19 protein-coding genes are annotated in these 16,163 nt (G+C 35.0%); 11 read left to right on the top strand and 8 right to left on the bottom strand.

All coding sequences use genetic code 11. The features are described 5' to 3' along the window. Positions 1-21: 21 nt before the first annotated feature. The 4 genes from BTR34_RS07815 to BTR34_RS07800 form a co-directional block, all read right to left on the bottom strand. On the bottom strand, positions 22-1,011 hold the full coding sequence (locus tag BTR34_RS07815; RefSeq protein ID WP_068485578.1) for an aspartate-semialdehyde dehydrogenase: 990 nt from the start codon (positions 1,009-1,011) through the stop codon (positions 22-24). A gap of 237 nt (positions 1,012-1,248) precedes the next feature. Further along, positions 1,249-1,656, bottom strand: a complete 408-nt coding sequence (mscL, locus tag BTR34_RS07810; protein ID WP_068485576.1) for a large conductance mechanosensitive channel protein MscL — start codon at positions 1,654-1,656, stop codon at positions 1,249-1,251. 84 nt (positions 1,657-1,740) lie between these two features. Further along, on the bottom strand, positions 1,741-2,847 hold the full coding sequence (gene alr, locus BTR34_RS07805) for an alanine racemase (RefSeq protein ID WP_068485801.1): 1,107 nt from the start codon (positions 2,845-2,847) through the stop codon (positions 1,741-1,743). Further along, a complete protein-coding gene (locus BTR34_RS07800; protein WP_068485574.1) occupies positions 2,840-3,484 on the bottom strand; it encodes a thymidine kinase in 645 nt (214 codons plus the stop codon). Before BTR34_RS07800 ends, alr begins: the two co-directional genes overlap by 8 nt. A 104-nt stretch (positions 3,485-3,588) precedes the next feature. Here BTR34_RS07800 and BTR34_RS07795 point away from each other — a divergent pair, with 104 nt between their 5' ends. Genes BTR34_RS07795 through BTR34_RS07775 form a run of 5 tightly spaced genes read left to right on the top strand, consistent with a single transcriptional unit; the run spans position 3,589 to position 7,127 of the window. Continuing rightward, positions 3,589-4,281 (top strand): hypothetical protein, encoded by a 693-nt coding sequence (locus BTR34_RS07795; protein WP_068485571.1) that lies wholly within the window; start codon positions 3,589-3,591, stop codon positions 4,279-4,281. Positions 4,282-4,341: 60 nt separating this feature from the next. Continuing rightward, entirely contained in the window at positions 4,342-5,013 is a 672-nt protein-coding gene (gene rsmI / locus BTR34_RS07790) for a 16S rRNA (cytidine(1402)-2'-O)-methyltransferase (RefSeq protein ID WP_068485569.1), read from the top strand. 5 nt (positions 5,014-5,018) lie between these two features. Then, on the top strand, positions 5,019-5,357 hold the full coding sequence (locus BTR34_RS07785; protein ID WP_068485568.1) for a HopJ type III effector protein: 339 nt from the start codon (positions 5,019-5,021) through the stop codon (positions 5,355-5,357). A 38-nt stretch (positions 5,358-5,395) separates the two neighbouring features. Further along, positions 5,396-6,523: a DUF819 family protein gene (locus BTR34_RS07780; RefSeq protein WP_068485565.1), complete on the top strand. Its 1,128-nt coding sequence runs from the start codon at positions 5,396-5,398 to the stop codon at positions 6,521-6,523. A 31-nt stretch (positions 6,524-6,554) separates the two neighbouring features. Further along, positions 6,555-7,127: a uracil-DNA glycosylase family protein gene (locus BTR34_RS07775; protein ID WP_068485563.1), complete on the top strand. Its 573-nt coding sequence runs from the start codon at positions 6,555-6,557 to the stop codon at positions 7,125-7,127. Positions 7,128-8,038: 911 nt separating this feature from the next. Here BTR34_RS07775 and BTR34_RS07765 read toward each other — a convergent pair. After that, the gene (locus tag BTR34_RS07765) at positions 8,039-8,641 is read right to left on the bottom strand and encodes a carboxymuconolactone decarboxylase family protein (RefSeq protein WP_068485559.1); all 603 of its coding nucleotides are present in this window, start codon (positions 8,639-8,641) and stop codon (positions 8,039-8,041) included. A 110-nt stretch (positions 8,642-8,751) separates the two neighbouring features. Here BTR34_RS07765 and BTR34_RS07760 point away from each other — a divergent pair, with 110 nt between their 5' ends. The 6 genes from BTR34_RS07760 (at position 8,752) to BTR34_RS07735 (ending at position 13,565) form a co-directional block, all read left to right on the top strand. Continuing rightward, entirely contained in the window at positions 8,752-9,180 is a 429-nt protein-coding gene (locus BTR34_RS07760) for an OsmC family protein (protein ID WP_068485557.1), read from the top strand. 65 nt (positions 9,181-9,245) lie between these two features. Then, on the top strand, positions 9,246-9,608 hold the full coding sequence (locus BTR34_RS07755; RefSeq protein ID WP_068485554.1) for a four helix bundle protein: 363 nt from the start codon (positions 9,246-9,248) through the stop codon (positions 9,606-9,608). 94 nt (positions 9,609-9,702) lie between these two features. Then, entirely contained in the window at positions 9,703-11,391 is a 1,689-nt protein-coding gene (gene recJ / locus BTR34_RS07750) for a single-stranded-DNA-specific exonuclease RecJ (protein WP_068485552.1), read from the top strand. Continuing rightward, positions 11,388-11,771 carry a VOC family protein gene (locus BTR34_RS07745; RefSeq protein WP_068485799.1) on the top strand — a complete coding sequence of 128 codons (384 nt, stop codon included), beginning with the start codon at positions 11,388-11,390 and terminating at the stop codon, positions 11,769-11,771. The genes recJ and BTR34_RS07745 overlap by 4 nt, the downstream gene beginning before the upstream one ends. A 62-nt stretch (positions 11,772-11,833) precedes the next feature. Then, positions 11,834-12,196 (top strand): hypothetical protein, encoded by a 363-nt coding sequence (locus BTR34_RS07740; RefSeq protein ID WP_068485550.1) that lies wholly within the window; start codon positions 11,834-11,836, stop codon positions 12,194-12,196. A 106-nt stretch (positions 12,197-12,302) separates the two neighbouring features. Next, on the top strand, positions 12,303-13,565 hold the full coding sequence (locus tag BTR34_RS07735) for an MFS transporter (RefSeq protein ID WP_068485548.1): 1,263 nt from the start codon (positions 12,303-12,305) through the stop codon (positions 13,563-13,565). A 201-nt stretch (positions 13,566-13,766) separates the two neighbouring features. Here the strand turns inward: BTR34_RS07735 and BTR34_RS07730 are convergent, their stop codons facing one another. From BTR34_RS07730 to BTR34_RS07720, 3 genes are all read right to left on the bottom strand, one after another. After that, positions 13,767-14,531 (bottom strand): UDP-2,3-diacylglucosamine diphosphatase, encoded by a 765-nt coding sequence (locus BTR34_RS07730; protein ID WP_068485546.1) that lies wholly within the window; start codon positions 14,529-14,531, stop codon positions 13,767-13,769. Positions 14,532-14,605: 74 nt separating this feature from the next. Beyond that, positions 14,606-15,592: an endonuclease/exonuclease/phosphatase family protein gene (locus BTR34_RS07725; protein ID WP_068485544.1), complete on the bottom strand. Its 987-nt coding sequence runs from the start codon at positions 15,590-15,592 to the stop codon at positions 14,606-14,608. An 83-nt stretch (positions 15,593-15,675) separates the two neighbouring features. After that, positions 15,676-16,125 (bottom strand): 6-pyruvoyl trahydropterin synthase family protein, encoded by a 450-nt coding sequence (locus BTR34_RS07720; RefSeq protein ID WP_068485542.1) that lies wholly within the window; start codon positions 16,123-16,125, stop codon positions 15,676-15,678. Positions 16,126-16,163 lie beyond the last annotated feature (38 nt).

The raw sequence follows: 16,163 nt of genomic DNA, 5'->3' as shown, positions 1-16,163 counted from the left end.
TTAACGTTATAATAGTTTAAATTATACTAAGCCTTTTTCTACTAGATATTCTGAGATTTGAACAGCATTTGTAGCTGCACCTTTTCTAAGGTTATCCGCAACAATCCACATATTCAAAGTATTTCGTTGGGTTTCATCTCTACGAATACGACCAACAAAAACCTCATCTTTATCATGCGCATAAATTGGCATAGGATAGGTGTTTGTATCAGGATTATCTTGAACAGTAACGCCGGGCATGCTGTTGAGTAATTGACGAACCTCATTAAGCTCAAAATCATTTTCAAATTCTACGTTTACGGATTCTGAATGTCCACCAGCTGTAGGTATACGTACAGCAGTAGCACTTATAGAGAATGTGCGGTCATCTAGTATTTTTTGTGGTTCACGAGCTAATTTCATTTCTTCCTTAGTATAGCCATTTTCCATAAAAACATCGCAATGAGGTAAAGCATTTCTACCTATAGGGTAAGGATATGCCATTTCGCCCTGTATACCCGCTATTTCATTTTCCAATTGCTTTACAGCTTTTACCCCGGTACCAGAAACTGATTGATAGGTAGAAACTATAACACGTTTCATTTTATATTTCTTGTGTAAAGGATATAAGGCCATAACCAATTGTATAGTAGAACAATTGGGGTTGGCTATTATTTTATCTTCTGGGGTAAGTGCACTTGCATTAATTTCAGGAACCACTAATTTCTTTGTTGGATCCATTCTCCAAGCAGAAGAATTGTCTACAACAGTAGTGCCTACTTCAGCAAATTTAGGAGCCCATTCTAATGATGTATCTCCACCTGCAGAAAATATGGCAATATGAGGTTTTGCTGCAACTGCATCGGCTAAACCTATAATAGTATGCTCCTTGCCTTGATATGTCATTTTTTTACCAACTGAACGTTCAGAGGCTACTACTAATAATTCGGTTATTGGAAAATTGCGTTCTGCCAATACTTTCAACATTACTTCGCCTACCATACCAGTGGCACCTACAACAGCTACTTTCATTTGTGAGATCATTATAAATTAAGCGGCAAAAATAACTAATAGTATCATCTGAACAAGCAAAAGAATAAAGAATAATCAAAATATAACAAATTGTTTAATTTGTAACAATCAAATTATATAGTGACAATTTAGATTAAAAAAAGAACCGTCAACATTGTTCGCGAAACATGGTTGACGGTTTTAATTAAAATTTGTTGCAGTGCAACGGTACCTTTTTTAAAAGGGAAATTTGTTAATTTACTTTTTTAAGGAATCTCTAATTTCTGCTAATAACTCTTCAGCAGTTGGTCCTTTTGGAGCTTCCTCTACGGGAGCAGGTGGTGTTTTTGTTTTGTTGTATGCTTTAACAATCATAAATAATACAAAGCCAACAATAATTAAGTTGATAATTGCATTAATCCATTTACCATATAAAATAGCGTTTTCAGGTTTAGTAACTGCACCATCAGCCGCTACTACTGCTTCAGAAAGTACAATTTTCATATCTGCGAAATCTACACCTCCACTGAAGTGACCAACTATTGGCATCATAATATCGTTAACAAATCCGCTAACTACTAATCCCATGGCACCTGCAAGTAATACAGCTACTGCTAAATCTATGACGTTGCCCGTCATAATAAAATTCTTAAATTCTTTAAACATGTTCTTGTGTTTTTATTAATGGTTAATACTATAGTGCTGGCAATTTACTAAAAAAAATCAATCCTTAAATTAATGTTAATAGAATCACTTTATAACTATGCGTTTAATACGTTGCGAAAGTCCTGTAATTAGTTCATATGTAATGGTTTTGGCTGTTCGAGAAAATTCGTCGGCATTTAACCCTTTCCCAAATATAATTACTTCATCTCCTTCCTCACATTCAATTGTAGTAACGTCAATCATAATCATATCCATACATACATTACCTATGATACGTGCTTTTTGGCCATTAACCAAAACAAAGGTTTTTCCATGACCATACTCGCGACCAATCCCATCTGCATGACCTAAAGGTAAGGTTGCCGTAATAGTTTCAGTGTTTGCAGAATATTTACGATTGTACCCTACAGATGTCCCGGCAGAAATTCTGTGCTTTTGTGCAATGATGGTTTTTAAGGTCATTACAGGTTGCAACATCTTGTCTATATGTGGTTCGTTGCCATAACCGTAAAGGCCAATACCACTACGTACCATATCAAATTGTGCGTGAGCATAATTAATAATTCCAGAAGTATTTAGAACGTGTTTTAAAGGTTTGGTTTTTAGGGATACATCCGCCTTTTGGCAAATAGCATTAAAACGTTGTAATTGTAGGTTCGTAAATTCGGTTTCATTACTATCTTCAGTAGCTGCTAAATGAGATAAAATGGCAATTACTTTTATAGAGTTCTGATGATTAATTAGTTTTGAAATTTCTGGTAATTCATCAGCGGAGAAGCCTAATCTATTGAGGCCAGTATTAAATTTTAAATGAATAGGATATTCGGCAACACCTAATTCATTGGCAATTTCAATGAAGCTAGATAATATATTTTTTGAATATATACTAGGTTCAAGTTGGTGTTCAATTAAGGATTGAAAATGAATTTTTTGAGGGTGAAGTACTAAAATGGGTGTAGTAATGCCTCCTTTTCTAAGCGAAATACCTTCATTAACGTAGGCAACGGCAAAATAGTCTACCCCTAAGTCTTGAAGATGTTGGGAAATTGCCAAGGAATCACTGCCGTATGCATAAGCTTTTACCACCGCCATAAACTTAGTTTCCGGCTTTATTTTAGAACGTAAATAGGTGTAGTTATGACTTAAGGCATGTAAGTCAATTTCTAAAATGGTTTCTTCTGCCTTAGCCATTTTCATTCTTTTTAATAGTATCGATTTCCTCAGAATTTACATCTATAGTTTTAACTTTTTCTTTAAGCATAGCTTTATAATAGGCTCCACGGCTCAATGGCTCGTATTCATTTACCTGTCCCAACAAAACCAAGTTTTCATTGTTAGATTTTCTAAAACTATAATTGGCAAGATTACCCGTACGAGTGCAAATAGCGTGTACTTTGGTTACATATTCCGCTGTTGCCATAAGTGCGGGCATTGGGCCAAAAGGCTTTCCCTTAAAGTCCATATCAAGACCGGCAACAATAACCCGAATACCTTTATTAGCCAAATCATTACAAACAGCAACTATTTCATCATCAAAGAATTGAGCCTCATCTATACCAATTACATCACAGGTATCTGCAAGAATGCGTATGTTAGCCGCTGCAGGTACGGGAGTTGAGCGTATTTCATTAGCATCATGCGACACAACCATTTCATCATCATATCGAGTATCAACAATTGGTTTAAAAATCTCGACTCTTAATTTGGCAAACTGTGCACGCTTGAGTCTTCGTATAAGCTCTTCTGTCTTTCCAGAAAACATTGACCCGGCTATGACTTCTATCCAGCCGAATTGTTCTTTGTGATTAACTGTATTTTCAAGAAACATTTTGTAATTTTAGACGAAAATAAGGGGTTTTTCGTTTATTATTTTAGAATGATAAAGTTATTAAAAAAAGGCACCTTCTAGGTCTAGACCTTAAAAATTGTGAGATGAAAAATAAGTTGAAACTAGAATTGAGAAAATTATCTACAGAAATTTTAACTGCAGATAATTTAGATGACGTAACAAACTTGTACGAGGTTTCTAAAAACTTGTACGAGAAATTAGCGGTTTTGAAGTTTATTGAGGTAGAACTTAATGAGATGGAAATAGATGTTTCTAAAAATGCTATTGCGGCTAAGTTTGAAGAAATGGCGAATGCCGTAATGAAGGGAAACACAGGAGTACCGGAGAGTAATCCGCATGAAGAAGATATCATTAAGTACCCAGGTATGGATACTATTAAAGGTTTTATTTCTGAAATGCCAAATAATGAAGAGTTAGAAGATGTTTTGGCGGAGTTTATGTCTAAACCTAATTACATGAAGAATGACAAAGAGCTTTTTATGCCTTCAAAAGAAGATTTAAAGAACAGTGAGTCATTACCAAAGTCGTTAAATGACCGATTAGCAAAAAGCAATGTAAAAGTTGATTTAAACGACCGTTTAGCTTTTGTTAAACATTTATTTAATGGGAATATGGAAGATTATAATAGGGTACTATCACAATTAAACACCATAGATTCTGAAGAGCGTTCAATTTCATTTATACAAAATATGGTAAAGCCAGATTATAATAATTGGAGCGGTAAAGAACCCTTTGAAGAGCGATTTTTAGAGCTTGTTGCCCGTAGATTTTCATAATAACACAAAAATACACATCAAAAACCCAGCACATGTGTTGGGTTTTTTATATTATAAAAAATGGGAAAGCTTTATTTAGTACCAACCCCAATAGGGAATTTAGAAGACATGACTTTAAGGGCAATACGTATTCTTAAGGAAGTAGATTTAATTCTTGCCGAAGACACGCGTACAAGTGGAAAATTATTGCATCATTTTGAAATTGGTACGCAAATGAAAAGTCATCATATGCATAACGAGCATAATATGGTAGACTATTTGGTGGGTAAATTAAAAAACGGAGAGAATATTGCATTAATCTCCGATGCCGGTACACCAGCAATTTCGGACCCGGGGTTTTTATTAACCCGAGCTTGTGTAGAGGAGGGAGTTGAGGTTGAGTGTCTACCTGGTGCAACGGCTTTTGTACCCGCTTTGGTTAATAGTGGACTACCAAATGATAAGTTTGTGTTTGAAGGGTTTTTACCCGTAAAAAAAGGAAGACAAACAAGATTAAAATTATTAGCAGAAGAAACCCGGACTATTATCTTTTACGAATCGCCACATAAATTACTTAAGACACTAGCCAATTTTGTGGAATATTTTGGAGCAGACAGGCCTGTATCCGTTTCTAGGGAATTGACTAAACTATATGAAGAAACCGTTCGTGGAACAGCAGAAGAGGTGTTAACACATTTTACGGTTAAACCACCAAAAGGAGAAATTGTAATAATTGTTGGAGGTTCTAAATAAACTATATGACATTAAAAGAATTCAAGAGTAAATTAGCAACGAATCCTAAGGAAATAGCTTTTACCGATACCATGGCTATTATTGATGCTAACTACATTTTCACACCCACAGCATTTACAAATGGCAATCTTAGAAATGAAGCTGGTCAAAATTCGGGTTCTTGTAAATTGTTTTCATTTGCAATAAAAGAACGACTTACAAAAGAAGAAACCTTAGCTTGTTTTGGCACATATTATTTTGATGAGGTGCTTTTAGACCCAAAAGGAAATGGCCATCAAAATATTAGAAATTTTATAAGAACCGGATTCGAAGGATTGTCTTTTGATGGGGAGTCATTAAAATAATTCATTTTTTTTGGGCTAAAATACCTTAAATTGTTGCTATGATTATACCCTGGGTTATAGCAACCTTTACCGTCTTTGTGGTTTATTTTTTAGACCGATGGGAGAATAAGCATATAAAATCGCTTTTTGACTGGGTGCCTGCTATTTTGTTGGCGTATATTATTCCTGCAATAATTTCATACCTTCTAAAGGTCGATTATTCACAAGCCAGCATACACGATTTTAGCAAAGATTATTTTATTCCGCTAGCCATCATTGCTGTAATGAGTAGTTTGTCGTTATCTCAATTAAAAGCAATTGGTTTACGGCCTATTATAGTCTTTGCCTCTGGCTCATTATTTATAGCTGTTTTCCCGGTAATACTAATGATCATTTTTTCAGAAACAGATTTAATAGCTGAGATTTTAGTTACGGACCAATATTGGATGGGTATACCACCTATTGTTGGCAGTTGGATTGGGGGCAGTACTAGTCAATTAGTATTAAAAGAATTGGTAGAATGTCCTGAGAATATATTTCTAATAGTTTTAGTAATGGATACTATTTTGGTAAATGTTTGGACCATTATAATGTTTCAAAGTATTAAAAAAAGCAATATCCTTAATAGGTGGTTTAAAATAACAGATGTAGCAATCCCAGAGGATATTCGGGTAGATTATGGTAATAAACTAGGTCCTATAATAAGCGTTGCAGTAGTATTAGGCGTAGTAATTTTATGTAATTTTTTAATAGATAGTTTTGTTATTAAGGTGGTATTGTTGTCTTTATTAGGACTGGCGCTGAGTAATTTTATACCAAGCTGGAACTATAGATTTGCATTAAAAATAGGAGGAATCTTAATAATAGTGGTAATGGCGGTATTAGGGCTAAAACTGCAAATAGCCACATTAGGTTTTAATATGCCATTTCTTGGTTTCCTTATTGTTTGGTTAGTAGGGCATTTCTTGTTTATGATAGGCGTTGCCAAACTATTGAATGTTAATATGGCGTGGGTGCCAATTGCCAGTATGGCAAATGTAGGCGGTATAGCAACAGCCCCTGCGGTTACCGCAGCATATAATTTAAAATGGATGCCACACGCGATTGTATTGGCCATATTAAGTATGGCAACAGGGACATTTTGGGGTATGTTAACTATTTGGTTGTTAAGAAACTTTGTAGCATAAAGTAATTAAAAGAGTAGAAGCCAATTTATAAATGCAAGATTTATTATCAGATATACGGGGTTGTGAGGTTTGTAGGGAATATTTGCCTTTAGAGCCACGACCAATAGTTTCGGGTACTAATAATTCTAAAATTATATTGGTGAGTCAGGCACCAGGTAGAAAAGCGCATGTTGAAAATAGGGCATGGGACGACCACAGTGGCAAAAAGCTAAGGGAGTGGCTCGGTGTTAATGAAGAGGTATTCTACAATCCTGATAATTTTGCTGTTTTACCCATGGGATTCTGTTATCCAGGTAAAGGTAAATCGGGCGATTTACCACCTAGAAAGGAATGTGCCCCATTATGGCATCCCAGAGTATGGGAAGAATTTAAAAATGTGAAATTGATATTACTTATTGGGACATATGCACAAGACCAGTATTTAGGCAAACAAGCCAAAAAGAACCTGACCGAGAACGTTTTACACTACCAAGAATTCTTGCCTAAGTTTTTTGTACTACCACATCCATCTCCCGTAAATCGTTTTTGGCGAAGTAAGAATCCCTGGTTCGAGGAAGATGTGGTTGGGGAGTTGCAAGAGTTGGTGGCTAAGATTTTGGGTTAACATGTTATTGCAATATACGAAGCAATCTTTTTTATTTTTTGAACTAACTAAAATTCCCCCTGAACAGGAAGTTAGGTCTGTAAAAATATTATTCTACGGGTAAACATGGCAAGGAAGACCAGCGAGAAATATATCGAACTGATAGCTTTGTTGATACTTTCCGATTCTTTTGGTTTTATATTAATTAGCAATTTTATTTGAAAAGATATCCTATACATATTCCAATAAAACCATATAAATATTGTCTTAAACTTGTGGAGATTTTATCATCCATAATTAGGAGTGCTAAAACACCAATAATAATAAGAATAGATGCAACCACCTCTTTAAAGTTTTGGATTAAAAATTTTTCCATTTTTATTTTTTTATAAAAATATTCTTGACTTATATATTTCCGTGTAACATGAAGAATCGGTAATAAAACCATTTCAACTATACATAAAAACACAATTAGTCTGATAATGGCTAATAATAACACTTATTGTACTGAAAATAAGATAATTATATTTGATTTGACAACAAGTTAAAATTATAAAATATGAGAAAAATTGCTGAAAATCTTTATTAGATATTAATTTTATAAGATTGTCAGTTTTCAAAAAGGAAGTCGAAAGTGAGATAAAGTCTCAACATCTAAAAAAGACAACTTTCATGTTTATTTGACTTTCAAATCTCTAAGGATATGTAGTTTTAAAAAGTTAAATTGTCACTTCGAGTGAATTTTCGAGGTACAAGAAAATTAGTATCGAGAAGCATTCGTGTACCAAAAGATTCTCGATACAGTTTTTAATTCAATGAAAAAATTGAATTAAAAACCACTCGAACGGACAACATATATACATTTATTTTTTCACATACGGTTGGTCTTATACTTCTCAATACCGATTTTGCCAATAGCTAATAGCTAGTTATTAATAAACCGACCCATCATGTTTACCTTTTTCCCAGCCGTGTTTACCTAGGTATTGGTCTGCACTTTCCACTGCACCGTTTTCAATAGAAGTACCCATAGAATCGTTCCAACGGTTAAGATATCCAAAAAGCGAGATTACTCCTAACATTTCAACAATTTCACCTTCGTTCCAGTGTTGGTATAAGCGTTCTTTTATTTCAGCATCTACTCCATTTGGAACTTGAGAAGCCTGTAAAGAGAAATCTAGAGCAGCTCGTTCCGCATCGGAAAATGCGGGGTGAGTTCTATATTCCCAAATATTATCTAACTGCTCCTGCTCAGCACCATAACGTTCTGCAGCTCGTATAGCGTGAGCTTGGCAATAACGACAACCAGTAGCATTACTACTTACCCAAGCAATCAATCTTTTTAACGCAGAAGTTACTCGCCCCTCATTGGCCATAACGGCTTTATTCAAGTTTATAAAGGCTTTTGAAATTGCCGGTCTATGTTGCATGGTTAAAACCGAATTAGGGCAAAAGCCAAGTGTTTCATTAAAAAATGCTGCCAGTTTTTTTGTTTCTGGATCATGATTTGGGTCAAGCGGAGTAACTAATGCCATATTTGTTTTAAGTATATATTTAAGTGATTACTGGCTTTTATGTTCTTTGTTGCCTATAACATAACAACCTATATTGTTGTATTTTTGTATTCTACAAGAAACAAAAAATTATGAGCACAACAAATCATATTAGCACAAAATGGTTAGGGAATATGTCCTTCGAAAGTAACAATCCATCTGGTCATTCATTTAGAATCGATATTGCCAAAGAAGATGGTGGTGACGGTAGCGGTTTAAGGCCAAAAGCATTAATGCTTTCTTCGTTGGCTGGTTGTTCTGGTTTAGATGTTGCTGCAATGTTCAAGAAGATGAAATTAGAGGTAAATGAATTTCATATAGAAACCATTGCCAATCTTACAGACGAGCATCCAAAGTTTTATGACAAAGTGGTTATCGAATATCATTTCCATGGGGAGAATTTAAATGAGAAAAAACTTCAAAGAGCGGTTGACTTATCTATCGAGAAGTATTGCGGAGTAATGGAAATGTTCAGACAATTTGCTGAGCTAAATATTAAGACGGTTTTTCATAAGAAATAAAAAAGTTAAAGCACAAAATTCAAGTTCAAGAAGAAAATACAAATTCAAAAATCAAATACAACTAGATGCCTAATAAGCCATACGATTTAGAGGAGCGATTAGTAAATTTTGCCGCTGATGCTGCTCTTTTTTGTAGAGGAATTCCCAATGATTTCACTGGACAATATTATGGGCATCAGCTATTACGGTCTGCGGGAAGTTCGGCGCTTAATTTTGGCGAAATGCAGGGTGCTCAGACGGATAAGGATTTTAAAAATATGGCAACTATCTCTTTAAAGGAATTGAAAGAATCCAGAATCAATTTGAAGATTTTGAATAAGATAAATTATGGAGATAGTGCAAATCGGATATTAATTTTGGACGAGGTTGAACAGTTAATAAAAATTTTAGCAACAATCATTAAAAATAAAAAACAGACGATCAGATGAATTTAAGGCTAATAATTCACATTGAGATTGTGTTTGAATTTGACTTTTGAATTTGTATTTTAAAACTATCAACTAAACACTGATTCCTTAAACCATGCGCTGGACAATTAAGCCAAAACCAAAACAAGAAGAAATTGATGCATTAGCCAATGCGTTAAAGGTCGATGATTTGGTGGCTCAGCTTTTATTGCAAAGAGGTATTTCAACATATGACGAGGCAAAGAAATTCTTTCGTCCGCAGTTAGAAGATTTGCATGATCCTTTTTTAATGAAGGACATGGATATTGCGGTTAATAGAATAGAGGAAGCCATTGCCAACGGAGAAAACATTTTGGTTTTTGGCGATTATGATGTGGATGGTACAACGGCCGTTGCATTAGTGTCTTCCTATCTATTAAGCTATTACCCAAATGTAGCAACGTATATTCCCGATAGGTATGATGAAGGATATGGAGTGTCTTTTAAGGGAATTGATTTTGCCGAGGATAATGGGTTTACATTAATAATTGCGTTGGACTGCGGAGTAAAGGCTGTTGATAAAGTTGCTTATGCAAAAGAGAAAGAGATTGATTTTATCATTTGCGACCACCACAGACCTGGAACAATATTGCCCAATGCAGTAGCTGTTTTAGACCCTAAACGCGAAGATTGTTCATATCCGTATGATGAGTTATGTGGTTGCGGAGTCGGTTTTAAGTTAATACAGGCATTAGGCTCACGTAAAGGAGAAACAATTGACGATTTAGTCTATTACCTTGATTTATTGGCAACTGCGATTGGGGCGGATATCGTACCAATAACTGGAGAGAATCGAATACTGGCTTATTATGGCCTTCAGGTTATCAATGAACAACCTAGAATAGGCTTTAAAGCTATTATAAATCAGATAAATAAAAAAGTTCTTACGATTACTGATGTGGTGTTCATTATAGCACCCAGAATAAATGCTGCCGGTAGAATGAAACATGGTCAACATGCTGTAAATCTACTGACGGAAACCAATATGGACCAAGCAATAAAATTCGCTTCAGAAATTGAAAAATTTAATACGGACAGAAGAGGATTAGATCAGGAAATTACTCACGAAGCATTGGTTCAAATTATTGAAAACCAAGAAGAAGAAGGGTTTACTTCAGTTGTTTATAAAGATACTTGGCATAAAGGAGTTATAGGAATTGTAGCCTCTAGATTAACAGAAACATACTATAGGCCAACATTGGTTTTTACCAAAAGCGGTGATAGACTGGCGGCATCGGCAAGATCTGTAAAAGGTTTTGATGTGTATAATGCCTTAGAAGGATGCTCGGATTATATAGAACAGTTTGGCGGACATAAATATGCCGCAGGGTTAACCCTGTTAGAGGAGCAGTATAATAATTTTAAGCATCAGTTCGAGAAAGTGGTAAAAGAAAGCATAGACCCACAACTATTGACCCCTGAAATTACAGTTGATGCTGTTATTGAATTACAAGATATAAATCCGAAGTTAATGCGGATTTTAAAGCAATTTGCTCCTTATGGCCCAGGAAATATGTCGCCTATTTTTATGGCAGAAAATTTACAGGATACCGGTTATGCAAAAGGCGTAGGTAATGAAGCAGCACATTTAAAACTTTCAGCAGTACAGCAAGGCAGTCATAAAATTGATGGTATAGGTTTTAATATGGGCGATAAATTAAACTTGGTAACCAGTAGAAAACCATTTAATGCTGTTTTTTCTATTGATGAGAATGAATGGCAAGGAAATGTGAGTTTACAATTAAAGTTGAAGGATATAAAATGAGAATAGAACACATTGCTATTTGGGTAAGCGATTTAGAGAAAATGCGTGCATTTTATGAAACTTATTTTAATGCGGTAGCAGGGGAAAAATATCATAATCCTAGCAAAGAGTTTACTTCCTATTTTTTAAGTTTTACAGAGGGTGCTCGGTTAGAACTAATGCATAAACCAAGCATACAATTGGCTACCGATAAGGAAATATATACCGGTATTATACATTTTGCGATGTCAGTAGGGACAAAGGACAAGGTAAATACATTGACTGAGAAACTTAGAGCTGATAACTACACAATTGCCGGGGAACCAAGAACTACAGGCGATGGATATTACGAAAGCGTCATCCTAGACCCAGAAGGAAATCAAATAGAAATCACTATTTAACAATACTATTTATAATTGTTCTAAATAAGATGTATATATTTATACTAAATATGTAGATTCTTATGAATGATATAAGCCTAATTTATCAAAATGAGTTTGGTATTGCCTTTCAGTGGAAACAAGATAAAGCTAAGTCGGCAAGTAAAATTCAAGTAATTTTCAGGGATACAGGTTTATTACTAACTCCAAACGAATTACACTATTTTTCTAAATGCATTAATGATACAATAGAAAGTGGCGATGCTAATTTGTGTAAAGATTGTAAGGTAAAAGGAGAATGCAGGTCTTTGCTTTTAAACTCACCGGTACACCAAATTACCTTTGCCGTTAGTTTTGCTGAGGTATTAAAAATTAAAGATTTAATAAAGGGAACACTTTTTAAATTACAGTTAGATTCCTATTTTGATGAATTTGGTATTAATTAATTTGTAGGATTTAATTATCAAATTTTTTAAAAACTAATTAGTCCCTAGTTTGTGAAACGACACCTTATTTATTAAATATCTTTGCCGTCTATTTAGCGATTACATTATGAGCGTAAATGATCCCTATGCTGCCTTAAGGTTTAAGGAATTCAATATTTTTCTTTTAGTTCGTTTTGCCATGGTATTTGCTTGGTCAATGCAGTTTATTGTCATAGAGTGGCAAGTGTATTCAATGACGAAAGACCCATTATCATTAGGTATTATTGGTCTTATGGAAGTTATACCTGCTGTGGGCATGGCCCTTTTTGCGGGACATATCGTTGACCAAAAAGAAAAGCGGAACCTGTTAATGAAGTGTATTTTTGGGTTTTCGGTAATTAGTTTTGGACTGTTTATTTTAAGTCTGCCCTCTGTATTAGAAACCTATGAAACCAAAGTTATTCTATATAGTATTTATGCTTTAGTGTTTTTAGGCGGATTAGTTCGTGCATTTTTAGGCCCCACGATATTTTCTCTTATTGCTTTAATTGTTCCAAAAAAAATATACCCAAATGCAGCTACGTGGAGTAGCACAACATGGCAATTGGCATCCGTTCTTGGTCCGGCTTTGGCTGGATTTTCAATAAGTCTTATAGGAGTACATTGGTCAATGTGCGTCATATTTGGTTTTTCATTATTGGCTTTGATAGCGCTTTTTAATATTTCAAAAAAACCAATTCTTAACCCTAAAATAGGAGAGCCGGTTTTTCAGAGTTTAAAAGAAGGTTTAAGTTTTGTATTTAAGACCCGTGCCATTTTGGGTGCATTAACACTAGATATGATTGCGGTACTATTTGGTGGGGCGGTAGCCTTACTTCCAATATTTGCACAAGATATTTTACATGTAGGTTCAGAAGGTTTTGGTGTGCTAAGAGCAGCACCAGCAGTTGGTGCGGCACTTACTATGTTGGGTTCAACAAGGTTCCCGTTACATAAAAATGCGGGTAAAAAGCTATTATTGGCCGTTTTCGGTTTTGGTATTTGTATGATTGTTTTTGGCTTATCTACCTATTTCTGGCTTTCAGTAATTGCACTGTTTGTAAGTGGTGCTGTAGACGGAGTTTCCATGATTATACGGCAAACCATTTTACAATTAAAAACGCCCGATAATATGCGTGGTAGAGTAGCGTCTGTAAATTCAATGTTCGTAGGGTCATCTAATGAACTAGGAGCTTTTGAAAGCGGAGTAACTGCAAAATTAATGGGAACGGTTACTGCAGTTGTTTTTGGAGGAACAATGACTTTGTTGACTGTGGGTATAACAGCTTTTGTTTCCCCAGGTTTTAGAAAGTTGGATTTACAAAAAGATGTAGAAGACCATGAGAAGTAGTGTAAAAAATAGCCCCGTGTTGGGGCTTTTTTTAATGTAGGTAAACTGTAGATTTGGGAATCAACACTTAAACTTAACAACACTTTAAAGATAGTTTCAATGTCTAGTTTGTACTAACTTTTGTTGTGAATTCCTCATTTTTAGTTGTAAGAAAAGGATTACAATTGAAATTATGTATTTCATCGATGTTTTTCCGGAAATTTAATTAAATTCTTTCAATGAAAGATGTACGCCATCAAACTCGGCATAGGTGTAGAAATTGATCCAATCTCCTAAGTTGGTATATTTTGAGTTTTCGCCCAAGTCTATTTCTAAAGGTAAATGACGGTGACCAAATATAAAGTGGTCATAATGCTTAGTTTCTAGTTTTCGTTTTGCATATTGTACCAACCATTCGTTATCGTTACCCAAGAACTTGGCATCATCATCTCCACTGATTAACTTATTGCTTACAGAAAGGTGTTTCGCCAAACGAACGCCAATATCTGGATGTAGCCACTTAAAGAACCATTTGGCTACTGGGTTGGTAAAAACCTTTTTCATTCTCTTGAATCCCTTATCGTCTGGTCCTAGTCCGTCTCCATGCCCAATAAAAAAAGAAGTTCCGTTTATAGAATATTGTTGAGGTTTATGATAAACGGGTATGTTCAGTTCTTCTTCAAAGTAACCGTTCATCCAAAGGTCATGGTTGCCTACAAAGTAGTGAATTGAGATTCCGGCATCAGACAGTTCCGCAAGTTTTCCCAGTGTTCGGGTAAATCCTTTTGGGATTACGGTTTTATATTCAAACCAAAAATCGAATAAATCGCCCATCAAGAAAATCGTTCCGGCATCTGACTTTATAGTATCTAACCAACGAACAAATTTCACTTCTCGCAGCCTACTTTCTTTCATAGTAGGTGCACCTAGGTGGTTATCGCTAGCAAAATATACTTTTTTCCCTGCTGGAAGTTCAATGTTCGTCATCAGGATGTAAATATAATAACTGTTTTGGGTACCTAGAGAATACATGGGTCAAAATAAGAGAATGCTATCCTAAATTAAACAATAACATCTTTTTCGTTCAGAACTATTTTTATAGGTAAGTGATCACTAAAACCCTTTACATTAAATGTAGATGAATTTGGTCTTCCGAACTTTACAGGTTTTTGGTATGACCCAGAAGTAAGTTCTGGGAAGGCAATGATTTCTGCGGTACTTAATTTAAACGGTAGTTCTGATTTCTCGGATAAAATACTTTTAGATATCATAAACTGATCTAACATGTTATATTCATTACCAAAAACAAATGTTCCTATTTGGGCATCTAAAAAGCGGTGCATTACATTGTAGAAATACTTTAGGCGCACTCTATTGCTCTTAACCAAGGCTTTGTTGTTAATAGCCATTAAGTATTCTGTAATACTCTTATTATACGGATTTTCATTAAAATCGCCCATTAATATGATATTGGCATCATCACCTTGTTCTTCATAGATTCTCTCGATCCAGTACGATAAATTCTCGGCAACCATTATTCTAAAAGGTTCGCTAGACAGCTCTCCCCCTGATCTGGATGGCCAATGGTTAAGAATGCAAATAAGTTTGTTACCAAGGGCCGTATTTATATGTACTTGAAATAAATCTCGAGTAGTATTCCGTTTAATAATGCGTAGACTAAAAGTTTGCTGTTCTGGTCCGTATTTGGTTTTGTCATAAATAAGAGCCGTATCAATGCCTCGTTTATCATCACCTTCAGATATGACAAAGCCGTAATTTTTATTTAGGGAAGCACTCATAGCATCAATAAGAAGTTGAATTACATGCTCGTTTTCTACCTCGCAGACACCTAATATATCTGGCCCCTCACCATTGTTGAATTTTGAAATGACTGCAGTTAGATTAGTTATTTTTTGCTCAAGAATTGTAGCATTCCAGCCATTTAGTTCGCGGCCCAAATGCTTATTTAAAAACTCACTTCTTCGGGGTGAATTTTCAATATCGAACAGGTTTTCAAGATTCCACCAGTAAATGTGATGCTTTGCCATAGTATTGTATAATAAGGAGATACCCTTAAATTAATACAATATTTATAGATGAAAGTAATGTTCTATGTAAAATTTAGATAAACTTAGTTATCACTAGCATACCACTCCGCAAAAGAGGTATCAGTTTCTTGAAGTTTAAGGGAGAATAATGCAATATTTTTAGGTAGTCTAGACTTTATTTTAGCGGCAAAATCGATAACCATATTTTCACTGGTAGGTTGGTAATCTGCCAAGATAACATTGTGCCCTCTGTCTGTTAATTCTTTGGCTAGTTCAACGTGAGGCGTATTTTTATTGAATACGGTAGCATGGTCAAAAACATCAACAATATCTTCTTTTACTATTTTCTTTAGGTCGCCAAAATCTATAACCATGCCTAATTTTACATGACTTATATCTGTGATAGGAGTGCCAATTACTGTTACCGATAATTTATAACTATGCCCATGAACGTTTCTACATTTACCATCATAACCGAAAAGGGCATGTCCGGTTTCAAAATTGAATTGTTTGGTAATACGAATTTTGCTCATAGCATTTAATTATTCGGCAAAGGTAGGGAATCTTTAAA

Source organism: Maribacter hydrothermalis, from assembly GCF_001913155.1.
GTDB lineage: Bacteria > Bacteroidota > Bacteroidia > Flavobacteriales > Flavobacteriaceae > Maribacter > Maribacter hydrothermalis.
This window is presented reverse-complemented; position numbering and strand designations above follow the sequence as displayed.